At 37.7% G+C, this 25,650-nt stretch carries 21 protein-coding genes and 7 pseudogenes; 20 read left to right on the top strand and 8 right to left on the bottom strand.

Features of this window, described 5'->3' with window-relative positions:
* The 4 genes and pseudogenes from JNUCC1_RS18705 to JNUCC1_RS10385 form a co-directional block, all read right to left on the bottom strand.
* Positions 1-88: hypothetical protein (locus tag JNUCC1_RS18705; protein ID WP_231784187.1), on the bottom strand; the 88-nt coding region annotated here is incomplete at its 3' end.
* 27 nt (positions 89-115) lie between these two features.
* Positions 116-1,084 (bottom strand): annotated as a pseudogene (locus tag JNUCC1_RS10395) (alpha-ketoacid dehydrogenase subunit beta).
* Positions 1,077-2,137, bottom strand: a pseudogene (pdhA, locus tag JNUCC1_RS10390) (pyruvate dehydrogenase (acetyl-transferring) E1 component subunit alpha); the annotation flags it as partial. The pseudogenes pdhA and JNUCC1_RS10395, both read right to left, overlap by 8 nt.
* 308 nt (positions 2,138-2,445) lie before the next feature.
* Positions 2,446-2,700 (bottom strand): hypothetical protein, encoded by a 255-nt coding sequence (locus JNUCC1_RS10385; protein WP_156645144.1) that lies wholly within the window; start codon positions 2,698-2,700, stop codon positions 2,446-2,448.
* 39 nt (positions 2,701-2,739) lie between these two features.
* On the opposite strand from JNUCC1_RS10385, the pseudogene JNUCC1_RS10380 reads away from it, so the two are divergent.
* The 7 genes and pseudogenes from JNUCC1_RS10380 to JNUCC1_RS10355 all read left to right on the top strand — a co-directional run bounded on the left by JNUCC1_RS10380 (position 2,740) and on the right by JNUCC1_RS10355 (position 12,125).
* A pseudogene (locus JNUCC1_RS10380) lies at positions 2,740-4,292 on the top strand (IS3 family transposase).
* Positions 4,293-4,400: 108 nt separating this feature from the next.
* A complete protein-coding gene (locus tag JNUCC1_RS10375) occupies positions 4,401-4,829 on the top strand; it encodes a restriction endonuclease subunit S (RefSeq protein ID WP_156645481.1) in 429 nt (142 codons plus the stop codon).
* Positions 4,830-4,857: 28 nt separating this feature from the next.
* Positions 4,858-5,172: pseudogene (locus JNUCC1_RS10370) on the top strand (hypothetical protein); the annotation flags it as partial.
* Between the two features lie 12 nt (positions 5,173-5,184).
* A pseudogene (locus JNUCC1_RS19505) lies at positions 5,185-5,302 on the top strand (restriction endonuclease subunit S); the annotation flags it as partial.
* A 28-nt stretch (positions 5,303-5,330) separates the two neighbouring features.
* A pseudogene (locus JNUCC1_RS10365) lies at positions 5,331-8,491 on the top strand (type I restriction endonuclease subunit R).
* A 180-nt stretch (positions 8,492-8,671) separates the two neighbouring features.
* A complete protein-coding gene (locus tag JNUCC1_RS10360) occupies positions 8,672-10,393 on the top strand; it encodes an ATP-dependent nuclease (protein ID WP_331713741.1) in 1,722 nt (573 codons plus the stop codon).
* Complete coding sequence (locus tag JNUCC1_RS10355; protein ID WP_156645480.1) at positions 10,386-12,125, top strand: UvrD-helicase domain-containing protein; 1,740 nt, start codon at positions 10,386-10,388, stop codon at positions 12,123-12,125. Before JNUCC1_RS10360 ends, JNUCC1_RS10355 begins: the two co-directional genes overlap by 8 nt.
* Before the next feature lie 419 nt (positions 12,126-12,544).
* Here JNUCC1_RS10355 and JNUCC1_RS10350 read toward each other — a convergent pair.
* From JNUCC1_RS10350 to JNUCC1_RS10335, 4 genes are all read right to left on the bottom strand, one after another.
* Positions 12,545-14,103 (bottom strand): IS3 family transposase gene (locus JNUCC1_RS10350; protein WP_156645148.1). Its coding sequence is split into 2 segments (ribosomal slippage): positions 12,545-13,635 and positions 13,635-14,103, totalling 1,560 coding nucleotides; the frame shifts between segments, so codons are not numbered across the junction.
* Between the two features lie 352 nt (positions 14,104-14,455).
* Positions 14,456-15,607, bottom strand: a complete 1,152-nt coding sequence (locus JNUCC1_RS10345) for a tyrosine-type recombinase/integrase (RefSeq protein WP_156645124.1) — start codon at positions 15,605-15,607, stop codon at positions 14,456-14,458.
* Complete coding sequence (locus tag JNUCC1_RS10340) at positions 15,586-15,804, bottom strand: hypothetical protein (protein WP_156645125.1); 219 nt, start codon at positions 15,802-15,804, stop codon at positions 15,586-15,588. The genes JNUCC1_RS10345 and JNUCC1_RS10340 overlap by 22 nt, the downstream gene beginning before the upstream one ends.
* 122 nt (positions 15,805-15,926) lie before the next feature.
* Entirely contained in the window at positions 15,927-16,286 is a 360-nt protein-coding gene (locus JNUCC1_RS10335; RefSeq protein WP_156645126.1) for a helix-turn-helix domain-containing protein, read from the bottom strand.
* A gap of 155 nt (positions 16,287-16,441) precedes the next feature.
* On the opposite strand from JNUCC1_RS10335, the gene JNUCC1_RS10330 reads away from it, so the two are divergent.
* The 13 genes and pseudogenes from JNUCC1_RS10330 to JNUCC1_RS10270 all read left to right on the top strand — a co-directional run bounded on the left by JNUCC1_RS10330 (position 16,442) and on the right by JNUCC1_RS10270 (position 25,575).
* Complete coding sequence (locus JNUCC1_RS10330) at positions 16,442-16,669, top strand: helix-turn-helix transcriptional regulator (protein ID WP_331713684.1); 228 nt, start codon at positions 16,442-16,444, stop codon at positions 16,667-16,669.
* Positions 16,670-16,704: 35 nt separating this feature from the next.
* Positions 16,705-16,929 carry a hypothetical protein gene (locus tag JNUCC1_RS10325; protein ID WP_156645128.1) on the top strand — a complete coding sequence of 75 codons (225 nt, stop codon included), beginning with the start codon at positions 16,705-16,707 and terminating at the stop codon, positions 16,927-16,929.
* Positions 16,930-16,944: 15 nt separating this feature from the next.
* Positions 16,945-17,748, top strand: a complete 804-nt coding sequence (locus tag JNUCC1_RS10320) for a phage replisome organizer N-terminal domain-containing protein (RefSeq protein WP_331713685.1) — start codon at positions 16,945-16,947, stop codon at positions 17,746-17,748.
* A gap of 12 nt (positions 17,749-17,760) precedes the next feature.
* The gene (locus JNUCC1_RS10315) at positions 17,761-18,555 is read left to right on the top strand and encodes an ATP-binding protein (RefSeq protein WP_156645129.1); all 795 of its coding nucleotides are present in this window, start codon (positions 17,761-17,763) and stop codon (positions 18,553-18,555) included.
* Entirely contained in the window at positions 18,556-18,738 is a 183-nt protein-coding gene (locus JNUCC1_RS10310; RefSeq protein ID WP_156645479.1) for a hypothetical protein, read from the top strand.
* Positions 18,739-18,834: 96 nt separating this feature from the next.
* The gene (locus tag JNUCC1_RS10305) at positions 18,835-19,068 is read left to right on the top strand and encodes a hypothetical protein (protein WP_156645130.1); all 234 of its coding nucleotides are present in this window, start codon (positions 18,835-18,837) and stop codon (positions 19,066-19,068) included.
* A 20-nt stretch (positions 19,069-19,088) separates the two neighbouring features.
* Positions 19,089-19,352, top strand: coding sequence for a hypothetical protein (locus JNUCC1_RS10300; RefSeq protein ID WP_156645131.1), 264 nt, complete (start codon positions 19,089-19,091; stop codon positions 19,350-19,352).
* Positions 19,353-19,400: 48 nt separating this feature from the next.
* The gene (locus tag JNUCC1_RS10295) at positions 19,401-19,880 is read left to right on the top strand and encodes an ArpU family phage packaging/lysis transcriptional regulator (protein ID WP_156645132.1); all 480 of its coding nucleotides are present in this window, start codon (positions 19,401-19,403) and stop codon (positions 19,878-19,880) included.
* Positions 19,881-20,255: 375 nt separating this feature from the next.
* The gene (locus JNUCC1_RS10290; RefSeq protein WP_156645478.1) at positions 20,256-20,573 is read left to right on the top strand and encodes a hypothetical protein; all 318 of its coding nucleotides are present in this window, start codon (positions 20,256-20,258) and stop codon (positions 20,571-20,573) included.
* 162 nt (positions 20,574-20,735) lie between these two features.
* The gene (locus tag JNUCC1_RS10285; protein ID WP_156645133.1) at positions 20,736-21,221 is read left to right on the top strand and encodes an NUDIX hydrolase; all 486 of its coding nucleotides are present in this window, start codon (positions 20,736-20,738) and stop codon (positions 21,219-21,221) included.
* Between the two features lie 440 nt (positions 21,222-21,661).
* The gene (locus tag JNUCC1_RS10280) at positions 21,662-22,711 is read left to right on the top strand and encodes a 2,3-butanediol dehydrogenase (RefSeq protein WP_156644833.1); all 1,050 of its coding nucleotides are present in this window, start codon (positions 21,662-21,664) and stop codon (positions 22,709-22,711) included.
* A gap of 589 nt (positions 22,712-23,300) precedes the next feature.
* Positions 23,301-24,853 (top strand): annotated as a pseudogene (locus tag JNUCC1_RS10275) (IS3 family transposase).
* Positions 24,854-25,380: 527 nt separating this feature from the next.
* A complete protein-coding gene (locus JNUCC1_RS10270; RefSeq protein ID WP_197431709.1) occupies positions 25,381-25,575 on the top strand; it encodes a hypothetical protein in 195 nt (64 codons plus the stop codon).
* Positions 25,576-25,650 lie beyond the last annotated feature (75 nt).

Below are 25,650 nucleotides of genomic sequence, written 5' to 3'. Positions count from 1 at the left end.
TGTTGTCGCCTGGTTTGACATCCCAAGTGACGATTTCACTTTCATGAATTCCCTCGCCACTGTCGGGTAATTTAAATGAATAAATCATTTCTAGTCCTCCTTGATCAATTGAAATTTAAAAGTCGTATACTTCTTTGACTTTCTCGATAATATTAGTTGAGTTTGGAATCCAATCTGCTTCTGCAGCACCAAATGGAAATACAGGTCTGGACCTGTATCTTGTAATAGGTGCTTCCATGTACATGAAAGCTCGTTCACTTATTTCAGACATGATCTGTCCAGCTGTACCTGCTTGACGCTGAGCTTCCTGTGTTACAACAACACGGCCTGTTTTCTTAACAGATTCAAGGATCGTTTCCATATCAATTGGAGAAACAGTTCTCAAATCGACAACTTCTACAGAAATGTCATTTTCTAATTCCTTAGCAGCTTTAAGTGCTTCAGGAATCATCAGACCATAACCAATGACAGTTACGTCAGAACCTTCGCGGGCAATAGCTGCTTTATCAAGTGGTACACGGTAGTCTTCATCAGGAACTTCTTGTTTGATTGAACGATAAAGTTTCAAGTGTTCAAGGAAGATAACCGGATCTTCACTTTCAATGGAAGAAATCAGTAAGCCTTTAGCATCGTATGGGTTACTTGGAATAACAACACGTATACCAGGCACCTGAGCCATTAGGCCTTCTAAACTGTCAGAGTGAAGTTCTGGTGTGTGGACACCGCCATAAGGTGCTCTGATTGTGATAGGCATATTCCTTGTATTGGCCATACGGTAGCGCATCCGAGAAAGCTGAGCGATAAGAGGTGACATTGCTTCAAGGATGAAGCCTGAGAATTGAATTTCAGGTACAGGTCTAAACCCTCTGTAGCAAGCCCGATTGACATGCCTAAAATTCCGGATTCAGCCAATGGTGTATCAAAAACGCGATCTACACCATGCTTGTCCTGTAGACCAGAAGTGACACGGAAAACACCGCCATTTGGTCCAATATCTTCACCATAAAGTAAAACATTTTCATCTTGAGTCAATTTATAATCGAGAGCTTCCACTAACCCCTTGAACGATTGTTTTTTCACTCATCTTCATTCATCTCCTTTTCTTCGTATTCAGCAATTTGTTCTTGAATATTTTGAGGAGAAACATCGTACATGTTTTTCAAGAAGTCTGAGACTTTTTGTTTGTCAGCTTGCCCAACTGCAGCAACTGCTTGTTTGATTTCCTGTTTACATGCTTCGTCGACTTCTTCACCTTGTTCTTCGCTCCAAGTCCCTTGGCTTCAAGATATTTATTCATGCGAACAAGTGGATCTTTTTGTTCCCATTCTTCTAATTCTTCATCTTTACGATAGCGAGTAGGGTCATCAGACATAGTGTGTGGACCGAAACGATAAGTCAATGCTTCGATAAGAACAGGGCCTTTGCCGGCTAGAGCATGATCACGGGCAACTTTCACTGCTGAATACATTGCGAGCGGATCCATTCCATCAACTTGGATACCAGGAATACCAGCTGCTACTGCTTTTTGAGCAAGTGTTTAGCATTTGTCTGTTCATCAACTGGAACTGAGATACCATATCGTTGTTTTGAATAATTGGGATGTATGGTACGTTGTATGCACCGGCAAAGTTGATGCCTTCATAGAAGTCACCTTGAGATGTAGCGCCATCTCCGCTGAGTGACATAACAACATTATTTTTCTGACGTTTTTTCATTCCGAATGCAACACCCATGGCGTGTGTGATGTGACCGCCGACGATAACTTGGGGTGCATAAGCCTGAAGTTCTTCAGGGAATTCGTTACCTTTCATATGACCTTTATACCAAAGGAATGCTTTTTCCAAAGGCAGACCATGGAAAATAAGTGGAACTAAGTCGCGATAAGTACCTGCGAAAAAGTCGCCATCTTCTAATGCAAATTGAGTTGCAACTTGGCTGGCTTCTTGTCCACCGCCTGGAGCATAGTTACCTAGGGCGCCTTGACGGTTAAGTAATGTTACGCGTTTATCATACGTGCGAGCCCAAACTAATCTTCTCATTAGTTCAGTTATTCCTCGTCACTTAAATTTGGTTCTAAATCGGAGTTTACAACTTCGCCTGTAGGGGCGAGTACTTGATAAAAAGGAAAAGCATCTTCATATCCTTTTACAAGGCTGTCTAATCAATAGTCTTTGCATTTTTCTTAGACATATTGTCAACTTCCTTTCCACTTGTTATGGTTGTTAATTGTATATACAACTTACATTCTTAATGTACCACCGATTTAAGCGTTTGACTAATTGATGTTTTTTATACGGGTATTAGTTTTTTCAAACGCTTACAAAGAGAGTATTATTTGATTTTTTAGGGTGATAATGATTTGTTTTTGATTAATTTCTTGACAATAACAAAAAATCTCCACTTATCATTTTCGATAAGTGGAGATTTTGATAGCTTCAAATTGTTTTAATCGATATATGTTTCATGGATTTGATAGATTCCTTGGGCGTCAATATCGAAGTCTTTCACAGAGTCATCTACTCCCAGCAGATACTCCTGGTGGTGGATATAGATCATTGGTGCTACATCAATGAGTATTTCCTGGGCTTCTTTATAGAGTTTTTTGCGTGTATCAGGATCGGTTTCGCGTCTGGCTTCTTCGAGTGCCTCGTCAACATCATCATTAGCCCCCTCTGTTAGGATAGTTGTCGTACGAGGCAAACGTGGTATGATTAACTAAATAACACGGAGGTCATCGTAATGACAAATAATGGGATACGTTATTCAGAAGAACGAAAGGCTGCGATAGTGAAGCGGATGATGCCACCACAAATGAATCCGTAAGGCATTAAGTGAGGAAGTAGTATTTCCGACGCAACGTTGTATAATGGCGGAAAGAGGCCAGGGAGTCAGGTGCGGCAACACCTGGAAACGGACAAACAGCGACCGTTGGTGCAGTGAAGATAAGTTTTTGATTGTTATGGAAACATATGCCATGAATGAGGAGGAGATAGCGGAGTATTGCGCAAGAAAGGCTTGTACCGTGAACAGATTAATGCTTGGCAACAAGTTTGCCTTCAGGCAAACGGCAATGCTTTTAACCAAGCCAAAGCGTTAACTGGACAACTAAAAGAGGAAAAACAGCGATCCAAAACATTGGAAAAGGATCTTCAAAAAAAGGAGAAGGCGCTGGCAGAAGCTGCCGCATTGTTACTCCTAAGAAAAAAGGCCCGAGCGATTTGGGGGGACCAAGAGGACGAATGATAGGCCCACCAGATCGCGCACGTGCCGTGGAATTGATTCAAGAAGCTAATCGAAATGGCGCACGTCTTTCAAAGGCATGTGAAGAATTGCATATTCATGTGCGGACCTATCAGCGGTGGGTGTCTGAAGGCGATGTCAAAGTCGATCAACGCCCGCATGCCAAACGGCCCACGCCTAAAATAAACTATCGGAAGAAGAAAGGGCAGAAATTTTAGAAGTTGTGAACCGAGAAGAATATGCCGATTTACCTCCTACTCAGATTGTGCCGCAACTGGCCGATCAGGAGAAGTATATCGCATCTGAATCGACCTTCTATCGCGTACTGCGTGAAGAAGAAATGCAGAATCATCGTGGCCGCAGTCAGAAGCCCAAAAGACGGGTTCCTGAAAGCATCTAGCAACTGCGCCGAACCAAGTTTGGACATGGGATATCACATGGCTTGGGGGCCTGTGAAAGGACTGTTCTTACCGACTGTATTTGATTCTTGACCTGTTCAGTCGCAAAGCTGTGGGTTGGGAAGTATGGGAATCAGAGGAGGCCCAATACGCTGAGAAACTCGTAAAGAAAGCTGTGCTTAAAGAGGGATAAAAGGCAGCCCTTTGGTACTACACTCTGATAATGGCAGCCCTATGAAGGCCGCGACATTCCTTGGGTTACTTGAGACCTTGGGCATTCAAAGCTCGTTCTCTAGGCCGCGCGTAAGCAATGACAATCCATTTTCGGAGGCAATGTTCCGCACACTTAAGTACCGTCCTGAGTTCCCTCATAAAGGGTTTGCTTCCTTGGAGGATGCGAGAAAGTGGGCAGGACAGTTTATTAAGTGGTACAACGAGGTTCATTTACACAGCGGTTTAAATTTCGTGACCCCTGCACAATGCCATAGTGGAGAATTTAAAGATATATTGGCAAAAAGGCATGACGTATATGAACAAGCAAAGCAACATCATCCAGAACGCTGGGGCGCAAGAAACACAAGGGATTGGTCACCTCATGAAGAGGTTGCATTGAATCCTATGCGTGAAGAGACTTTATTGGCTATAGGAGATTAATAGAATGGGTTTTTTATCACCTGATGATTTGAAATGAAAGAATGGTTTTCCCTTTCATTTCAAATCATCAGGGCAGCAAGCAAAGCGCGGTAGCTATGGTCATATGGCGTGAAATTTAAAGAAGCTAAACTGCTTCATGCGACAACTATGTTGACAAACACCGATATGAAATCGCCAACTTTTATTAACGAAGTAAGAAGAAATACCGAAGGAAGTGTAAGGGAATATCTGTTTTATGATAGCTTTAAAAACGTCAAGTTTCCTTATATAACTAACAAAAATGAACAAGTTAAAATAGGTATCTTCCTTAAACAAATGGATGACGCTATTATGTATCGACAACGAGAACTAGATACTCTCAAGCAAACAAAACAGGGATTCTTGCAAAAATGTTTCCAAAGAAGGAGAGTCTGTGCGGAGATTCGGTTTCCAGGGTTTAGCAAATCTTGGGAACAACATAAATTTCAAGATGACATTATATCAATTCAAACAGGTACAAATTTACTAGGTAATGAAATAATAGCGGCGTTCCACTGATTAAAATGGGTAATATTCAAAGGGATATATTTCTTTCGATAAATTAGAATACCTAGATACTAATGAAGTTATTACTAAAGAAAATCTTATTTATAATGGAGATTTTTTCTTTAATACAAGAAATACACTTGAATTAGTTGGGAAGGGTGCAACTTGGTTTCTAGAAGATGAAAAGTATGCGTTTAATAGCAACATTGCAAGATGCACTTTAAAGAATATAGATACATACTTCTTTAATTATCTATATAATACAGAAGATTTAATTAGACAGGTAAAAGCAAGAGCAGTAGGAACAACAAGTGTTGCAGCTATTTATTCCAGGGATTTAAAATCAATAAAGTATATGATTCCAGATATTAAAGAGCAAACCAAAATCGGAAACTTTTTCAAACAACTAGACACACCATAGCCTTTCATCAACAAGAACTAGAAACCTTAAAACAAACCAAAAAGCTTTCCTACAAAAAATGTTTGTCTAAGCACCAGAGAGGAGGAAGAATCATGACAAGTTTATCCCATAATGATGAAGCTGAAGTCGAACATCGGCTCATTGAAGTGCTGGAGAAGGGTATAATCAATGGGATTTCCGTCCTGATTTAAAATCGGAAAACGCCCTCTGGAACAATTTGCGTGAAAAAATAACACAAAACAACTTATCTGAAATTGGTGAGCATCCGATTACAGATAAAGAGTTCGACACGATCAAAACTGAATTACTATTAAAGACAAAAACCCCCTTTGATTCTGCAAAGTGGCTTAAAGGGGAGAATGGTATTGCACGCATTACGATTGAAAGAGAAAATACTGACTTAGGGCAGATGTCATTAGTGTTGTATTCCAATCGTGATATAGGTGGTGGCATTTCTACATATGAAGTCGTTCACCAAATTTCCAAACAAAAAATGCATGCAGATGACCGTGATCGTCGTTTTGATGTCACTCTTTTAATTAATGGTCTACCAATCGTTCAAATTGAATTAAAACAAGCAAGCGCAAAAGATGGTGTGTTTCAAGCGTTTAACCAAATTAAGAAATATGCTGAAGAAGGAATGTACAGGGGGAATATCTTCTCTACATTGCAATTATTTGTTGTGTCTAATGAACAAACGACACGCTATTTCGCGAATGCGATGCCAAAAGATATGCATAAAAAATTCCTATTTAGTTGGCGAACGACGGACAATAAAAAGATAGAAAATCTTTATGAATTTGTGAAACAAGTTTTAAATATTCCAGATGCGCACCGATTAATTGCTGATTACACGATTGTGAGTGAAGACCAGGATAATAAGACATTAATGGTTTTACAACCCTACCAAATCCATGCCATCCAGGCCTTGTATAAATCTGCAATGCAGCATCAGTCCGGGTTTGTTTGGCATGCAACTGGCTCTGGGAAGACATTAACAAGTTTTGTATCTACCAAGCTATTAGCACAAAAACCGGGTATTGACCGGACGATTATGTTGATTGACCGTAAAGACTTGGATAACCAAACGACTTCCGAGTTCACAAAATTTGCTTCAGAATATAACACTGGTATCTCCTCTGGTAACGCGAGGTCTAATAGTTTAATAGTAGGTACTGGCAGTGCAAGAGAGTTAAGTCATACGTTACTCTCTGATGCCAATACAAATACAGTCATCATCACTACGCGCCAAAAGCTAGAGTCTGCCTTGCGTTATGCCGAGAAGGTAGAAGAGAATAAAGGTACGCAACGATTTAGAAAGTTATTAGGCCAGCATATCGTGTTTATCGTGGATGAATGTCACCGCGCATTAAGTGCAGAAGGTATGGAAAAAATGAAAGGTTTCTTTCCAAATTCTACTTGGTTTGGCTTTACAGGAACGCCAATTTTTAACGTCAATAAGAAGCAGGCGAAAGGGCAGTTAGCGAGGACGACACGTGATCAGTATGGAGATGTTTTACATACCTATACTATTAAAAATGCCTTAGAGGATGAATCTGTATTAGGGTTTCAAGTAGAACATGTAGACACCATTGAACGCACGTCTTTAAATAATCACATTTATGACCAACTCAGGCAGAGTGGAAAGTATGCTGACGCCACGGATATTAAAATAAACGATGTGATTGATCAAATGGATGGAATCGAGAAGGAAAAGTATATCGAACCATCTGTTTTTGAAAGTGATGAGCATATTCAAAAGGTGATTCACAAGATCTTTCGTCCAGATAATGCTTATATGAAATTTGACTTTCAAAATGGGCGCCCGCAGAAATCTGCCATTTTAACAACCAGTTCTATCGATATGGCAAAACGTTATTATCATGCTATTAAGGAAGTGACGAAAGATCCAGACTGGATGAAGAATGAATTCCCTGATCATCCTATAAGAAAAGGACGTACCATGGAAGACCCAGACTTTCCACGAATTGCGATTACATATTCTTTAGAAGAAAATGAGGATCATGCAGCAGAGAGTCAAGATGAAATGAAAGAAATCATGAAGGATTATAATGATTACTATAATACGGCTTGGTCACTTGAAAGTGTAGATCGTTATAATGGCGATATTAATAACCGTTTAGCCCGCAAGAGGGCGGAATTTAAAGAGTTTGGGAAACAAATTGACCTTGTGATTGTTGTCGAACGCTTATTAACAGGATTTGATGCACCTACTGTCCAAACCCTTTTTGTTGATCGGAATTTAAGTTATGCCAATTTGATTCAGGCCTTTTCGCGAACAAATCGGACATACCCAGAAAAGACAAAGGGATTAATTGTGACCTTCAGGAAGCCTTACACAATGGAATATAATGTGCAGGAAGCAACAAAGCTATACTCTGATGATAGAGAAGAATCCACCTTAATCTATCCAACGTACGATGATTCAAAGAAACGTTTTAAAAAGGCGCACAAAGAATTGGAGACAATTGCGCCTCACATTGAGAATATAGACGAGCATACGCCCATTGAAACTCGAGTTGAATTTGTAAAAGCGTTTCAAGAATTAAATAATGCTTACGAGGCGCTTGTAACCTATAACGAATACAACGATGATATGGAAACTTCAAATACACTTAGAGATCAAGTCATGACGATTGAAGAATCTTTTGGCGTATATAACACAGTTAAAGGATCATTAATCGATGACGAGGATTCTGGCGATGAACCAGATGTTGATTTCTCTGATATTGAATTTTACGGCGCGAATGCAGCCAAGATTTATGATGTTGATGCAACTTATATTGATAAGCTACTTGAAACATACTCAGCCAATAATAAAAATATCCGTGACGATATAGAAAATGCACTTCAAAAACTAGAAAAAACAGAAATTGTTAAAAATGTGTATCGGTACATTTTAAATGCAATTGATAATGAAGAAGTTGATAAAGATGAAGATATTTTTATTGTTAAAAGAGCATTCTTTACGGAGCGAAAAAACAAAGCAATAGAAGATTTTGCAAATACATGGTTCGTAGACAAAGATGAACTTCATTTATCCCAGGTTCAATATATGATTGGAATGGATCCTATACCAAACATCGGTGAAATCATTGACAGTAGGGATTTTGATAAGTATAAAGCAGTAAATCCTGATGCCAAACCATTCAAATATGGCCCTGGAATGAAACGTGAGTGGAGGAATGTGTTGGATGAAGTTGTTGTGCCGTTGGATGATGAGTTAAGGTAGAATTGCTCACCTTCTTTTTCTTTATTAAACATTAAGGATTTTATTTGGATAAAGTTGCAGGTTGGAAATGTTATTGCAAAAATTGTTGGTACTAAGATACTTAAAACAGTCTATGGAAATATCAACTATCTTGTCACTGAATTTTAGTGCACTGTTACTACCTCCAAATTATAGGAGTGGATTAAAATTAGGCTAAAACAATTAACAATATATAATTACAGAAATCTATCTGGAAAGATGTTCAAATTTAATCATGATATAAATTTTATTATTGGTGAAAACAACATTGGGAAAACTAATGTCTTAGACTTACTAAATATTATATTTAATAGGAGAGAATTTGAAGAAGAGGATTTCTTCGATAAAGATGAACCATTAGAAGTTAAAGCAAAATTAAAAATAGAAGATGGAGAAATAGGTATATTTGATGATTACTTTGCATTTGGTGAGGATAAAACAATAATAAATATATTGATAAAGCAAGAGACTATAGAAGACAATATTAAGTATTATGAGGAAAGAACAGGGGATGAAATATATAGAACAGCAATAAAGTCTTCACACTTTATTTCTTACGGTTCTGTAAGAAACCCCAATAAAGAGCTAAACTTTAATGGGAAAAACAATTTTTTGAATGAATTGATGAAAAAGGTCTTGGTTCAACAAGAAAATTTTGAAGTATTAAACGAAGATGCTGTTGATCAATTGTTGTATTCTATTAACTATTATATCCATAAACTGGATACTTTTAATCTGTTTAATATTACAGCTGGTACAGGCGAGAGTATTAATAATATGTTAGGTCGGTTAATTCAACTTTTAGCAGAAGAAAAATATGAACTTAATGAACTAGGTGAGGGTACCCAATTTTTAAATTCTATTCCTCTTGTTTTATTAAATCAAATATCAAATATATTTAATAATAAGAAACAGAACGCAATCATTGAGGTAGAAGGTAGAAAAACATTAAATGTTATCATTTCTATCGATGAGCCCGAATTACATCTACATCCTCACTCACAGAGGTACTTCATTCATTATATTAAGAGTATACTAAACAATGAGGATAAGAATTTTAATGAATTGCTGAATTTTTTATTCGGTATTGACGCTATACAGGGACAATTATTTATTATTACACATTCTCCTTTTATACTAGATAATGACTATAAACAGATAATTAGAGTTTACAGGAATTTAAGCGAAGAAGTTTTAGTGAAAAATGGATTGGATATAGATATAGGAAAATCATTAGAAAAGCATTTATACAGATTTTTTAATGAGTTAAAGGAAGCATTTTACGCAAAAAAGGTGTTAGTTGTAGAGGGAGAAACAGAAATTGGTGCGGTTAATCCATTGTTTGAACGAGAGGGTATTAATCCAAATAAAGAAGGAATCAGCGTTTTAAACTCACATGGCGTAGAAAGAGTCCCCCAATTAATGAAATTATTTGAAAACTTCGGGGTTAAAGTTGTCGGAATTATAGATAAAGATAATGGTAATATAGATAATGAACCAAGATACCAAGGAATTAAGGGACTATTTCAAACAACTTTAACAGAATTTGAAGATGACATTGTTGAATGCTATAACTTCGATAAATATATTGATTTTTATGAAGCAAAAGATGTTTGTCTTATCAGTCGTGTCATGGGAGTAGCGAAGAAGTTTAATATAGATTTAAATCCAACCACTTCTAGTGATTTTATTGAACAATTAAGAAGACTCGAAGATGAAAAAAAGAATTTAATTTTTGCGGAAGTTAAAGAGAATTTTATTCGGGATTTAAAAAGTGATGGTAATAAAGGGGTGGTCAATGGAATGCTAGTTGCGGAACATGCTTTAGTGACCCCGGATTGTTTTAAAGCAGCATTTCAAGACTTGGTGAAGTCAGATGAATAAACTATTGGAATATCAAAATGAGATTATTGATTACTTTAATTCTGATATTCAGCAATTATCAGTAATTCAATCTGTTGCTCCAAGGTTTATTGTCGAGGCTCCTGCCGGTTATGGTAAAACAAAAGTATTAATAAATAAAGTAGTTTATGATTTATTGTGTAATAAGCCTAAAAACCACGAAAAAGTTCTGATGATAACATTTAGTATTAATTCTACTAGTAAAATGAAACAAGATATTGAAAAAGAAATTTCTTGTTTACCTGATAATTTGAAAAAAAGAATAAAAAGGAAAGTGAAAATTACAAACTATCATGGATTGGCAAGGTTAATTCTACGGAAATATGGTGTGGAATTTAGTGAAAAACTTCTTAGAATGGAGGAGTTAGATGTTATTGATGATGAAGTAGCAATTGGGAATTATCTGGTGTCTAAAGAGGACAAGATGGTTGTAGGCAAATACAATGAAGCTGTAAAAACTGCCAAAGCAGTTTTTATACATAATAACATAGAAGAATATAATAATGTTATTATTAATCAATTATTACCTAATAACTATATTACACACAACGGAATTATTACATTAACGATACAGTTGCTAAAAGAAAATAATGAATTGTTGGTTTTTTATCAACAATTATTCACCAATATAGTGGTTGATGAATTTCAGGATAGTAACCATCTGAATTTAATGTTATTAGAGTTATTATTGACTAATGAAAAAGTAAAACTTCAAATATATGGCGATCATCTTCAAAGAATTTACGGATTTATTGGTACTGTTCCCAATTTATTTGATATATTTAGTGAAAAGTATGATTGTAAGTATTATAAACTTCAGACGAACTATCGCTTTAAAGATAATAGAGAAATGTTAATGATAGACAATAAAGTCAGAAGTGTAGCATCTAATGCTTATAATAAGCTAGATAAAACACATAGTGAATACATTAAATACCATGAGACACATCAAGAAGAAGTACATGACATTGTATCTAGGTTAAAGAAGGGTATTGAAGAAAACTCGCAGCGAAATTTTGCTGTATTAGTTCCGCAGCGTGGACAAGATGTTGATGTTTTGATTAACGAATTAAAATATCAGGACATTACCTTTTATAATGCACTAAATATTGATGTTAACCATAAAGATTACAGACTATTTCATGAAATATGTGCTAGTGAATTTCAAAAACATTTTATGAGCAGTGTAAAAATTATTAAATCCGAAATAAATAAATGGTTTCAAAAGGTTGAGTATAGATTAGCGTCTACTGAAATAGATATAGATACAAAGAGTAGCTTTTTAAAATTATTTAAAGCCTTTGTAAACTCTATTGTGGTCAACAGCACATATAGAAAGTTAACGCAAAAGGAAAAAACGGAATATATATTGGAAGTTCTTTTAGAACATGAATTGAGTCGCTATCTCTCTGCAATAAAAGATGATATTCAGATCTTAACTATCCATTCCTCAAAAGGATTGGAATGGGATGAAGTATTTTTGATGGATATGGAAGAAGGAAAACTTCCTAGTTGGAGAGGAATGTGTATTGATTGTGACTACAAAGAGAATTGTAAAATTGAATTGAATGAAGATAATGAGATGGTTTTTATAGAACAACTTAGTGTATTTTATGTTGGTGTTACAAGAGCGCGTGAAAGAGTAAATATATCTGCTAGTAAAAATGTGCGCGCAACTTTAATAAAAATATATCATGTTTATTTGATGTGCTAAATATAAAACCAAAAAACCAAATACAAGAATAAACAACAATACAAAATCACACACAATTATCTTTGTTTTTGAGGCGCTCAAAACCATTGATTCCACAGTATTTCACAATTCAACAAAGCACAAAAAAAGCACAACACGCCGGGCATGATGTAATAAGGCAGTACGCCATCATAGTAAATTTATGCAAAGGCTGGTTCTTCATGCATTCAATAAAAAAACTTTACAACAGTTTTACAAAGGAATCATTATCCTTAACTAAAGTGACATCGGTGTTTGTCAACATAGTTGTCGCATTCAGCTAATTATTTTTTAAAATTTCATACCCAGTGATCATAGCTACCGCGCTTCGCTTGCTGCCCTGATGATTTAAAATGAAAGGTGAACCATTTTTCATTTCAAATCATCAGGTGATAGGCACTCTATGAATCACCTGAGGCCACGGCAGTATCCTCACGCATTGGATTCAGTGCAACCTCTTCATGAGGAGACCAATCCCTTGTGCCCCTGGATCCCCAACGTTCTGGATGTTTTTGTTTTGCCTGTTCATAGATGACTTGACGTTGTGCCAAAATATCTTTATATGCCCCATTATGGCACTGTACAGGTGTCACGAAATTTAAAGCACTGTGTAAATGAACGTCGTTATACCATTCGACAAACTGACTTGCCCATTTTCTCGCCTCCTCCAAGGAGACAAAACCTTCATGAGGAAACTCCGGTCGGTACTTAAGTGTCCGGAACATCGCTTCCGAATATGGATTGTCATTGCTTACTCGGGGCCTGGAAAATGAGCTTTGAATACCCAAGGTCTCAAGCAATCCAAGGAACGTTGCGGCTTTCATAGGGCTGCCATTATCAGAGTGCAGTACTAAAGGCCTGCCTTTGATTTCCTCTTTCAGTACAGCTTTTTTGACGAGCTTTTCAGCGTACTGAGCTTCCTCTGTTTCCCACACTTCCCAACCAACAACTTTGCGACTAAACAGATCAAGGATCAAGTACAATCGGTAGAATAATCCTTTCACAGGGCCGCCGAGCCATGTGATATCCCAAGTCCAAACCTGATTCGGTGCCGTTGCCAAGTGACTTTCGGGAATTCGCTTTTTGGGCTTTTGACTGCGGCCACGATGATTCTGCATTTTTTCTTCGCGTAGTACGCGATAAAACGTTGATTCGGATGCAATATATTTCCCCTGATCAGCCAGAAGGGGGATAATTTGTGTGGGAGGTAAATCGGCATATGATTCCTGGTTTACAACCTCCAGAATTTCGGTTCTTTCTTCTTCTGATATTTTGTTCTTGGGTATTGGCCGCTCTGCGTGAGGACGTTGATCGATCTTGACATCGCCTTCAGCCACCCACCTTTGATAAGTCCGTACGTGAATATGCAATTCTTCACATGCTTTTGAAAGACGCGCGCCATTTCGATTGGCTTCCTGAATTAATTCTACGGCACGTAAGCGATCTGACGGATCGATCATTCGTCCTCTTGGTCCCCCCAAATCGCTCGGGCCTTTTTTCTAAGAAGTAACAACGCAGCCGCTTCCGCCAATGCTTTCTCCTTCTTTTTTAGATCTTTTTCTAAAGACTGTGATCGTTGTTTTTCCTCTTTCAACTGTCCATTCAGCTCTTTAGACAAGCCAAGAGCTTTTCCATTCGCCTGAAGGCAAGCTTCTTGCCAGGCATTGATCTGTTCGCGGTATAAGCCTTTTTTCCGGCAATATTCCGCTATTTCTTTCTCGTTCATGGCATATGTCTCCATGACGACAAGAAACTTATCTTCGCTGCTCCATCGATCGCTGGTTTGCCCATTGCCAGGAGCTGCGTTACCAGACGCTCTGGCCTCCTTTCGCCACTTATACAGTGTCACGTCTGAGATGCCAGTCTCTTTACTCAATGCTTTCACTGATTCATTTTGTGGTGGCATCATCCGCTTCAATGCCGCCGTTTTTTGTTCCTCTGAATATCGCTTATTTGTCATTACGATGACCTCCGTGTGATTTAGTTAATCATACCACGTTTGCCTCGTACGACAACTATCCTAACAGAGGGGGACATCCAAGTGACGTACGTCTGAAATACCCCTCAATTATTCGGGGTTTAACGATATTAATTGCGAACACAGCGAAAAACAAAGCGCGGTACATCAATGGTTTGAGAGAAAAAGCTACATATTGACAGTAAAGCCCATAACTATGGTAAGGAAGAGGTCGCCAGTTCAAATCTGGCTGGAAGCTCTACGGCGTATCCCTTGGGCAATAAGGGATACGCTTTATTTATTGCATGTATATAAAAGGCAAGTATTTGGTTCGAGTGACGGAACGAGTGACGAACTAGAATAAAACGTTGAAAACGTCACTGGCCTTTTGTTCATCCTCTGTTGTGATATGTGAATACATATTTAACGTTGTCCTAATATCTTTATGTCCTAATCTTTTTTGCACGATTTTCATGTTGACACCTTCGCTTAAAATTAAAGATGCAGACGAATGTCTTAAATCATGGAATCGAATACGTTTGATTTTATCTTGATTACGATTCATGAATCTGCCCCACAGTTGAGTTACAGAGTCTGGTCGAAAAGGTTTGCCATGTACATCGCTGAATAAAAGGAAGACTTTCTTCTTATTTTGGTCCTCAAAGCCTGTCCATAAAGTTCCCATATCCTTTTTTAATTGTAATTTCTTTTTATGATAAGCTTGTAATTCCTCCATGAATTTATCAGGAAGTATGATGATTCTAGCATCTTTACCTTTCGTTTCCTTTAATACAATCCCTTTTGACTTAGTGCATTGTAGAGAGCGTTTTACAGTTATTGTATTGCTTTCAAAATCAATTGAGTCATCAGCTATTCCAAGTACTTCTCCACGTCTTAAACCACCGTATAAAGCGCATTTTGCCATTAGTTGATGATGCTCGGGCTGGTCTTCTAGCAGCTTAAAAAGTTCTTTTAATTCATGTTTATTGTAGAAGTCCTTATGTTGCTTCTTTTGCGTTTTAGGTTTAGAAACGTCCTCCATGGGATTCTCTTCTTTGTCAATATATTTCCATACGATCGCATGCTTAAATAAGGATTGCAATACCTTATGTTTCGTTTCCAATGATCCTCTGCCAGCTTTTCTTTCCTCAGTATAGAATTCAATAATGTGTAAAGGTTTGATAGCCTTTATTTTTTTCTTTTTAAAATACCTCTTTATCTGCTTTAAAGAAATATCATAACTTTCAAGTGTTGCCATATCTAATTCCGTTTGTGCGTAGTTTGTTCTCCATCTATCTATAAAGGCTGGCATGTATGGATTATCAATAGATAAATGAGAGTTCTCCATGATTTCTTGCTCAAATTTACTTAAAAGTCTTCTTGCCTCCCTTTTCCCACTTGCTTGAATAACCTTTGTCCGTCTGTTTCTCGAACCATCAGGATTTGATTCTAATTCCACGAACAATTTGTATTTTTTGTTTGGTATTAATTCGACGAATGAAGCCATTGTTGATTCTCCTTTTCACTTGAAATGGTTATTTTGCACTTTTGTGCGTCATTAAGCTCGGTCATCTGGTTCAAGTAATTAATGAGTTCAAACCACATCTTTTGTTGTTCGTCGTTCTTATTTAGAAAGACATTTACCTCTCCATTTAATGTATTAACTTCGCTGTGTCCTTCTAAAAAGTATACATGAACTTCCAAAAGAGCACCTCCAATTACCGCTATTTTTTTTTTATTATATACTTCCTATCATATAATGCAAACACATGTTCTGTTTTGTGTTAAAAATAAATCTCTAGTTCAACTAGAGATCGTAACTAATTTTATTTTCTGTCAGGATCGCTTTTAATTATTTCCCACATTCTACGTAATTTCTTTAAGTCCTCTTCGTCAGATTGAGGCAACTCTGTGTACCATCTTTCTAAGTCAGGGTCTGTTATTGCCTTGAAAAACTCTTTCTCATCTTTTCTATCTATAGGTGTAGGGTTATCTGTTCTTCCAAGAAGGTAATCAATACTAACTTCATAATAATCGGCAAGAGATTGTAAAATATCATAATCGGGTGTTCGCGTCTTTTTTTCATATGCTGTATAAGCAGGTCTTGAAACACCAATAATTTTGGATATTTGCTCTTGCGTCAAGTTTTTTTGCTTTCTTAAATAAATCAGCCTTTTACTTAGCATTGTTCTCCTCCTAGTAAGTTCATTATACTGTAACGTTTCGTTACAATAAAGGTAATGTAACAAAACGAAACAAAAAAGTATTTTTACCCTTGACTATGTAACAAAATGATACTATTATAAATGTAACGAATTGTTACATGTGGGAGGTGGTATATGTGGAAACAAAAAGAACATGGCTCAAACAATATAGGCATTTAAAGGGATACAACCAGGATCAGGTTGCCCGACAAGTTGACATTAAAAGATCGTATTATAATATGATCGAAAATGGAAAAAGAAATCCAAGCACAAAAGTAGCGAAGAATATAGCAGATTATCTTCAATTTGATTGGACTATTTTTTTTGAACACGAATGTAACGATGTGAAACAAAATGTTCTTTAGAAGATGAGGTACAAACACAGAAGGAGGTAATATAAATGCAAACTGTAGAAAGAGAAACTAAAGTTCGAGTAGTTAGAGGAGCGAAAAGCTTATCACGCTATTTACTTAATGAAATTGGTATAGAGATGTCGGAGGCAACAATATATCGGTTAATCAAACAAGAAAACATTCCATTTAACCGCCCAAGTGCCGGCATTCTATTATTTAATCTGAATGCAATTGATGAGTGGTTATTACATGAAGACTATGGATCTATTTAATTAGGGGGTGTTGAAGTGAGCAATATTAAATGGATTAAGTTAAGCACCGCCATGTTCGATGATGAGAAAATAAGACTGATAGAAAAGCTTCCAGAAGCTGATACCATTCTTATCATTTGGATTAAGTTGCTTTCACAAGCTGGGAGAACAAATGCCAACGGTTATATTTATTTGAACGAAAATGTCCCTTATACGGAGGAAATGCTTGCTACTATATTCGATAGGTCACTCAATACAGTGAGACTTGCCTTAAAAACGTTAAGAGAGTTCGGGATGATCTTTATTGATGATGATTCCTTTATCCGGATATCAAACTGGGAAAAGCATCAAAATGTTGAAGGAATGGACCGTGTAAGAAAGCTGAATGCAGAGCGTAATAAAAGATATCGTGAAAGAAAGAAGCAGCAACTAATAGAAGATAAACCCGAGGACGTTAGCGTGACGTCACGTGACGGTACAGAAGAAGAACTAGATAAAGAACAAGATATAGAAATAGAAAAAGAACAAGAAAAAGATGTAGCGAAGATTGTTCAGTTTTGGGATGAAAACGGATTTGGTGTGAATAATATTCATGCAAAAAAACAGTTGTTGTTGTGGTTGGATGATTCTTCTTTTAAAGATCCTGGCGAAATCATTTTAAAAGCATTAAATATTGCTTGTGAAAATGATGCTAGACGACTTAAATATGCGGAAGGCATCTTAAAGAATTGGGAAAAGGAATCTTTACTAACCGTTGAAGAAATCGACCAGAATCACAAAACCCGAAATAAACAAGTTGTAAGTCAAATAGAGTACGATCCGAATAGAGATAGATTTTAGGAGGTGCTATCGATGGAAGCAGCTGGATCACTTCTTAAAAAGTCATTCCCTTTTAAAGAATGTCATGAAAAAGAATGTGAGCAATGTGGAAGTCTGTACAAATTATATGAAACACCTAAAGGCGTTCTTGGAGCATGTAAACATTGTATGGACCATCAACTATTAAAGGAGCTAAACGTGCCAACAAAAGAAGAAAGAGAAAGGCTAAAAGAAAAGCGGTTTATTGCAACTTTTGAACGAGTTACACACGATTTGAAGGAAGCAACGATTGATTCCTATATACCGACAGAAACATCACAGTCGAAAGCAAAAGAAGTAGCCAGACAATATGTCAAAACCTTTGATGGTGTTCATTCACTTCTGTTTAGCGGAAGTTGTGGCCTCGGAAAAAGCCATTTATCTTTTGCAATTACTAAAGAGCTGCGGCAAAAAGGTTATAAAACGCTCTATATAAAGGTCACTGATCTATTTGATTTTATCAAAAACACGTACAAACCTAATTCAAATTTAGATGAGATGCAGATCTTCAAAATGGCAGACGAGTTAGACTTGTTGGTGCTTGATGATATTGGTTCTGAATATGTAAAGGCAAACGAATATGGACATGAAAGCTGGGCATCTGATGTGTTGTATAAAATATTCGATATGCGACTCAATAAATCGGTTATTTGCTCAACGAATTACTCTGAAAAAATGCTTACTGAGAAATATGGAAATCACGGAGGCCGTATTATTGATCGGATGATGGACCTGACAAAAGCCGTACGCCTTGAAGGAGAAAGTTACAGACGAAAGGAGAGGTTTTAAATGTGGGAAGGAATGAAAAGTGTAATGGTATTTGACTCAAAGGATAGTCAAGAAGAAACCGAACGTAAATGGATTGAATGGAACCGGCATAAAAGCGCCGTTGGTGACAAATATGTACCAACGGCAGAGGAAACTAAAAAAAGATTAATAGAAGGCGAACGTCATGGTAAAAGATATGCCTAGTATCTTCTGACGTTCCCAACACATGCTTAGATATTATACCATTCATTGACGGATAGTTAAATAAAGGGTATGCGATTTAATTGGGGAGGCTTTATTTTGCGAGCTGTAAACAATACTGATAAAAAGGAAATTCAAATACAGGCAAGTTATTCAGAAGCACATTTTATTGGTGAAGCTCTTTCATCCCATCGGTTTCTTGTGCAGCGACTTTATGGGATGAATAGCGAAGAGGAAAAATATATCGATGAACTGTTGTATGCAATTAGAAATCCATCAGTTAAAAAGAGAAGGCATGAGAGCGAGAAAGATAGCTTAGAAATGGAAATTTGAAGTATGGAGGGGGGAACAACATGCTTGATGTGAATACGCAAATGCATGTTTATGAATACCTTGGAATAGAAAATGATCCTCTTTATAACAAAATAGCCGAATTAGAGGTCAATCAGTCTATCCAGATTCCTGAAACAAACATGCAAATAACAAAAAATAGATTTGGGATGTATGAAATTGTATCAACTGAACAGCACGAATGTTATTCATCGGCTCAATCTTTATATGAACAGATTAATGCTTTACTGAATGCCCTTCCCTTGGGAGGTTGTGAAAGAATTTAAGCAGAATGCGTGGGAGCTTTACTATAAATAATGAAAGGATGACGGTAAATGAATTTTGCTGCTGATATCGAAGGGGTTTTTACGAGAGAAGAAATAGAATCATTTCTAAGGGATGAACAACAATTTTATATTGACTATGCAGAGGAAAACTGGCTGAACCGATATTTCAAGGTAAAGGCGATGTCACAAAAAACACATGTACCAAGCATTACTTCCGTTATATCAGATATGCCAGGTGGTTCAAATCTTAATCATAGTAAAACAGAGCAATTTGCTCTGAAATCTATTCAAGCTAGTGAGTGGTTAGATACATTATTTTATGCAATGGAGTCGCTTACTTCAGCTGAACAGAAATTAATAGAAATGAAGTACATGAAGAAGCGTAATGATGGGTCCAGGTACAGTGATGAAGTCATTTATCCTCAATTGTTTATCGGAAAGACAAGATACTATGAGCTAAAAAAGGAAGCTTTAGAAATGCTGGGCAGAAATTTATATGGTTTATTTAGCGAGAGAGGATGGTCGTAATGGTTGTTTTGACGAAGGGGGTTAAGAAAACAGTATTAGCTATATTGTTGCTAATACTGTTTATTGCTTTCTTCACTTTATGTGGGATTGTATTTCTGGCTACACTCCAGTGGTTTATGCAAACTGAATTTTATCTGAGTATGGTTGGATCTGTTGAGTTTTGGATATGGGTGTTAGGTATTCCGTTACTTGTTTTATTTTTTGTGTTTTGTTCAAATATTGCTTAAGATTTTGTTGAATAGAGTTGTAACCTTAAATCCCTTTAGATATAATTACCTAAAGGGATTTGTTGTGCTGAAATAACATACCAGTATGCCACAAACGGGCCAGTTTGTTGAGGAAAAATTTAGAAGGGAAAATGGGGTGGGATGAAATATGATTGATGCTGGTTGGCTTAACATCGGCAGTTTGATTCTTGGGTTAGTAGCTTGGATAATCCCTGCTATTAATCTTGTGGAAAAAAAACAAAAGAATAATAAATGGGTTACTCTTACCATTATCAGTTTCAGCGCTTGCGCTATCGCAATATGTTTTCAAATCTTTTATAACCTTTACTTGGTAAAGATTGAAGACTTTGCTGCTCTGGCGGATACAATGCGCGGTGTAGCTGTTGCTTCAACGGTACTTGTCATTGTTACCATTTTATTAAATGTCTTTACGTTGTTTTTACATCGGAATAGGGGTGCTTTGTAAAACAATCGGGCGCTTTCCTTGAATAAGAAGGCGTCCTTCAATCAAACATGAATAAATTTCAATTCAATAAGCGTGCGCTTTCGCGGAATAAGGCAGTGCCAATCTGTATTGGTTTAGGGCCATTTTGTTGCATAAAGTAAAACGGAAATAGGGGGACTTAATATGGCCGATAATAAATTTCACAGGGCTTTTGGAGTTTATGGAATATTTGTGGAAGATGAAGAATTGTTAGTTATAAATAAGAATGGTGGACCATACATAAACCGTTTCGATTTACCTGGTGGAAGTTTGGAAGATGGCGAAACTTTATCGGAGGCTATGAAACGAGAATTCCTTGAAGAAACGGGTATTGAAATTGAAATTGTAAAAAACATTGGGGCTACGGATTTTAAGCTGCCTTGGATGTGGAAAGAGTTTACGGATGTCCATCATATTGCCGTCTATTACCTTGTGAGAAAAATTGGCGGGAAATTACAAACACCTGAACAATTTGAGGGGCAGGACTCATTAGGTGCCGTGTGGGTAAAAGAAAAAGATATTTCTTTTGAGAATGCTTCTCCATTAGTTCTAAAAGCGTTTGAATGGTTAAAGACAGAAGACTTGGGAATAGATGCTAATGTTTATACGGATTGGCAGGTTCTAAAATAAATCATCTTTGTTCCAGAATAGGGCGCCATTCTTGAATAAGGATTAGCGTGAGCATCATATATAAGGGTCATATTATTGAATAAAATAATCCATATACGATGAAAATAAAAAGAGATTCAGATGAGGGGGAATTCTTCTTATGATATTTGTACGGTTAAATAAAAGTTCACTGAATAAACTGGATAAGTAAAAAGGTAAATATCGTGGAATGGTAAAATTATATGAACAAAGACCCGAGAATAAACCATGCCACCGAATTAAAATAAACAATCGCAAAACTGTTAATGAGATATGTGTATTTGGTTAGAAATTAAAGTCTATTTAATAGAAGGTTGGAAAAATCAATAGTATAATAAAATCATAGGAATTAATATTGATTATTCCTTCAATATAGTATTCTTATAACTATTTTCTACTAATTAAGCAGGAGGTAATATCCAATGAAAGCTGCAGTCTGGTATGGAAAAAAAGACTTACGGGTAGACGAAATAGAACTAAAACAAACGAAAGATACCGATGTTAAAGTAAGGGTAGCTTGGGCAGGTATTTGTGGCAGTGATTTACATGAGTATGAAGAGGGACCGGTGTTTGTACCAAATGAAAAAGAGGATCCGTTAACTGGAGAAATCGCTCCGCTAACCATGGGGCATGAATTTGCAGGTGTTATTGAAGAAGTAGGTCCAAAGGTGACAAAATATAAAGTTGGCGATAGAGTAGCAATTAATCCAACAATCACTTATGGAAATAAGCCGGAAGACCTTGATCCTTATGATGGGTTTAGCTTTATTGGTCTTCACAGTGACGGTGGTTTTACTAAATACGCAAATGTACCGGAAGATAACGTTTATCTACTTCCAGAATCTTTAACACTACAGGATGGAGCTTTAGTAGAACCAACTGCGGTTGCCGTACAAGCTGTAAAAGAAGGGAAACTGCAGTTTGGTGATACGGTAGCTGTATTTGGTGCAGGTCCAATTGGTTTAATGACAATTATTGCAGCTAAAGCTGCTGGTGCCAGCAAGATTATTGCTTTAGATTTGTCGGAAACTAGAATTGAGAAAGCAAAAGAATTAGGAGCAACCCATGTCGTTAACTCTAGCGAACAAGATGCTGTTACAGCGATCAAGGAAATTGTTCCAGATGGAGTAGATGTTTCCTTTGAAGTTGCCGGAGTAGCACCAACATTTAAACAAGCAATTGATTCAACAAGAGCACGTGGAACAATGGTTATTGTGTCTATATTTGCTAGGGAGATTGAATGGAATCCAATACAGCTTACAAATACAGGTGTAAAAGTTACATCAACAATCGCATATACACCTACTACATTCCAACAAACTGTAGATTTAATGGGAACAGGACAATTAAAACCACAGGGAATTATTACAGACCAAATTCAATTGGATGATATTGTTGAAAATGGATTCGAAGCATTGACAAACGATAAATCACAAGCAAAAATAGTAGTTGAATTAAGTGGTGAGAAATAAAATGTATTATTTAACCCTGAGTAGCAGCTGTTACTTGGGGTTTTGTTATCACTGTCAGCTAGGTCCAGGTAGATAAATTAGCGAAGTGATATTGAACTCTTCTTTAAGAAGAATATTGACGATATTCTGCAATACCAGCTAATAGTAGAAGTGGATAATTCCATTAACGGGCGCGCGCGACAAGCTTTGCTATAAACGCTACCAAGCGTGAAAGGCGGAGAATTCATAAATGAATTCTAACTTTACAACCAAGGAAGGGAATGACGGAACCATGTTTCCCAAAACCATCCCGTCAATACTCCTGCATGCGTTGTGACTGACAGGTTACAGGGTTTGAAGTACAGGTGGATAAGGCAGAACGAAGGCTGAAGCCACTCCCACGGAGAAGGTATGCCAACGGATATGCCCTACGGCTGAAAAACTGGATATGGTGAGAATGGCTTCAAAGATATGGAGCTGACGAATAACCGAATATACAGGTCTAAAGTTTGAACATAGGGAAACTTATGTCCCATCCCCCCTCTGTTAGGATAGTTGTCGTACGAGGCAAACGTGGTATGATTAACTAAATAACACGGAGGTCATCGTAATGACAAATAATGGGATACGTTATTCAGAAGAACGAAAGGCTGCGATAGTGAAGCGGATGATGCCACCACAAAATGAATCCGTAAAGGCATTAAGTGAGGAAGTAGGTATTTCCGACGCAACGTTGTATAAATGGCGGAAAGAGGCCAGGGAGTCAGGTGCGGCAACACCTGGAAACGGACAAAACAGCGACCGTTGGAGCAGTGAAGATAAGTTTTGATTGTTATGGAAACATATGCCATGAATGAGGAAGAGATAGCGGAGTATTGCCGCAAGAAAGGCTTGTACCGTGAACAGATTAATGCTTGGCAACAAGTTTGTCTTCAGGCAAACGGCAATGCTTTTAACCAAGCCAAAGCGTTAACTGGACAACTAAAAGAGGAAAAACAGCGATCCAAAACATTGGAAAAGGATCTTCAAAAAAAGGAGAAGGCGCTGGCAGAAGCTGCCGCATTGTTACTCCTAAGAAAAAAGGCCCGAGCGATTTGGGGGGACCAAGAGGACGAATGATAGGCCCACCAGATCGCGCACGTGCCGTGGAATTGATTCAAGAAGCTAATCGAAATGGCGCACGTCTTTCAAAGGCATGTGAAGAATTGCATATTCATGTGCGGACCTATCAGCGGTGGGTGTCTGAAGGCGATGTCAAAGTCGATCAGCGCCCGCATGCCAAACGGCCCACGCCTAAAAATAAACTATCGGAAGAAGAAAGGGCAGAAATTTTAGAAGTTGTGAACCGAGAAGAATATGCCGATTTACCTCCTACTCAGATTGTGCCGCAACTGGCCGATCAGGAGAAGTATATCGCATCTGAATCGACCTTCTATCGCGTACTGCGTGAAGAAGAAATGCAGAATCATCGTGGCCGCAGTCAGAAGCCCAAAAGACGGGTTCCTGAAAGCCATCTAGCAACTGCGCCGAACCAAGTTTGGACATGGATATCACATGGCTTGGGGGGCCTGTGAAAGGACTGTTCTACCGACTGTATTGATTCTTGACCTGTTCAGTCGCAAAGCTGTGGTTGGGAAGTATGGGAATCAGAGGAGGCCCAATACGCTGAGAAACTCGTAAAGAAAGCTGTGCTTAAAGAGGGATAAAAGGCAGCCCTTGGTACTACACTCTGATAATGGCAGCCCTATGAAGGCCGCGACATTCCTTGGGTTACTTGAGACCTTGGGCATTCAAAGCTCGTTCTCTAGGCCGCGCGTAAGCAATGACAATCCATTTTCGGAGGCAATGTTCCGCACACTTAAGTACCTCCTGAGTTCCCTCATAAAGGGTTTGCTTCCTTGGAGGATGCGAGAAAGTGGCAGGACAGTTTATTAAGTGGTACAACGAGGTTCATTTACACAGCGGTTTAAATTTCGTGACCCCTGCACAATGCCATAGTGGAGAATTTAAAGATATATTGGCAAAAAGGCATGACGTATATGAACAAGCAAAGCAACATCATCCAGAACGCTGGGGCGCAAGAAACACAAGGGTTGGTCACCTCATGAAGAGGTTGCATTGAATCCTATGCGTGAAGAGACTTTATTGGCTATAGGAGATTAATAGAATGGGTTTTTTATCACCTGATGATTTGAAATGAAAGAATGGTTTCCCTTTCATTTCAAATCATCAGGCAGCAAGCAAAGCGCGGTAGCTATGGTCATATGGCGTGAAATTTAAAGAAGCTAAACTGCTTCATGCGACAACTATGTTGACAAACACCGCATCCAACGATGGGTGAGTGGTGTGCAGTAAAAATGCGCCCTATGAAACACGCTATACCGAACAAAGGCGGTATCCAGCTCACAGGCTTCCAGGGGACACCTAAGTTCAGTACGGATAGCTAGGTTGTAAGGGACTTGGAAAACAAGGAACGTTGAAACAAGGACTGTCATCCGAAACGTTTGCTATAAGACTTATGCCGAAGGGCATTTATCCTTGTGAGGGTAGGGGCATGACTGATGAATTTCCTGTAATGGGAATGGAGGAACAGCCCCAAGTCTAATAAAATGAAAAGTTATTTTCCATACGTGCATTGCACCGGTCGGGTAGGAACGTGGGAACATCACTCCAACAGGAGGGATGCCACAGTGCAAGCTTTACGATATTGGGATTACTACGATATGACGGAAACGTTTACGGATTTATATGATAAAAGTTTGAATCAACAAGCTTTTTCACATCTTTACGATGTTATCATATCAAGAGAAAATATCTTGCTTGCTTATCGTACTATCAAGTCCAACAAAGGTCTAAGACACCTGGAACGGATAGAAGAACGATAAGTGATATGAAAAAATGGTCTGAAGAAAAACTCATGATGGAAATCCGAAACCAGCTAGAAAACTATTGTCCGAAAA

The sequence above is a fragment of the Lentibacillus sp. JNUCC-1 genome, assembly GCF_009741735.1.
Lineage (GTDB): Bacteria > Bacillota > Bacilli > Bacillales > Amphibacillaceae > Lentibacillus_B.
The sequence above is the reverse complement of the archived record's forward strand: the minus strand, read 5'-3'. Positions and strand labels throughout refer to the sequence as shown.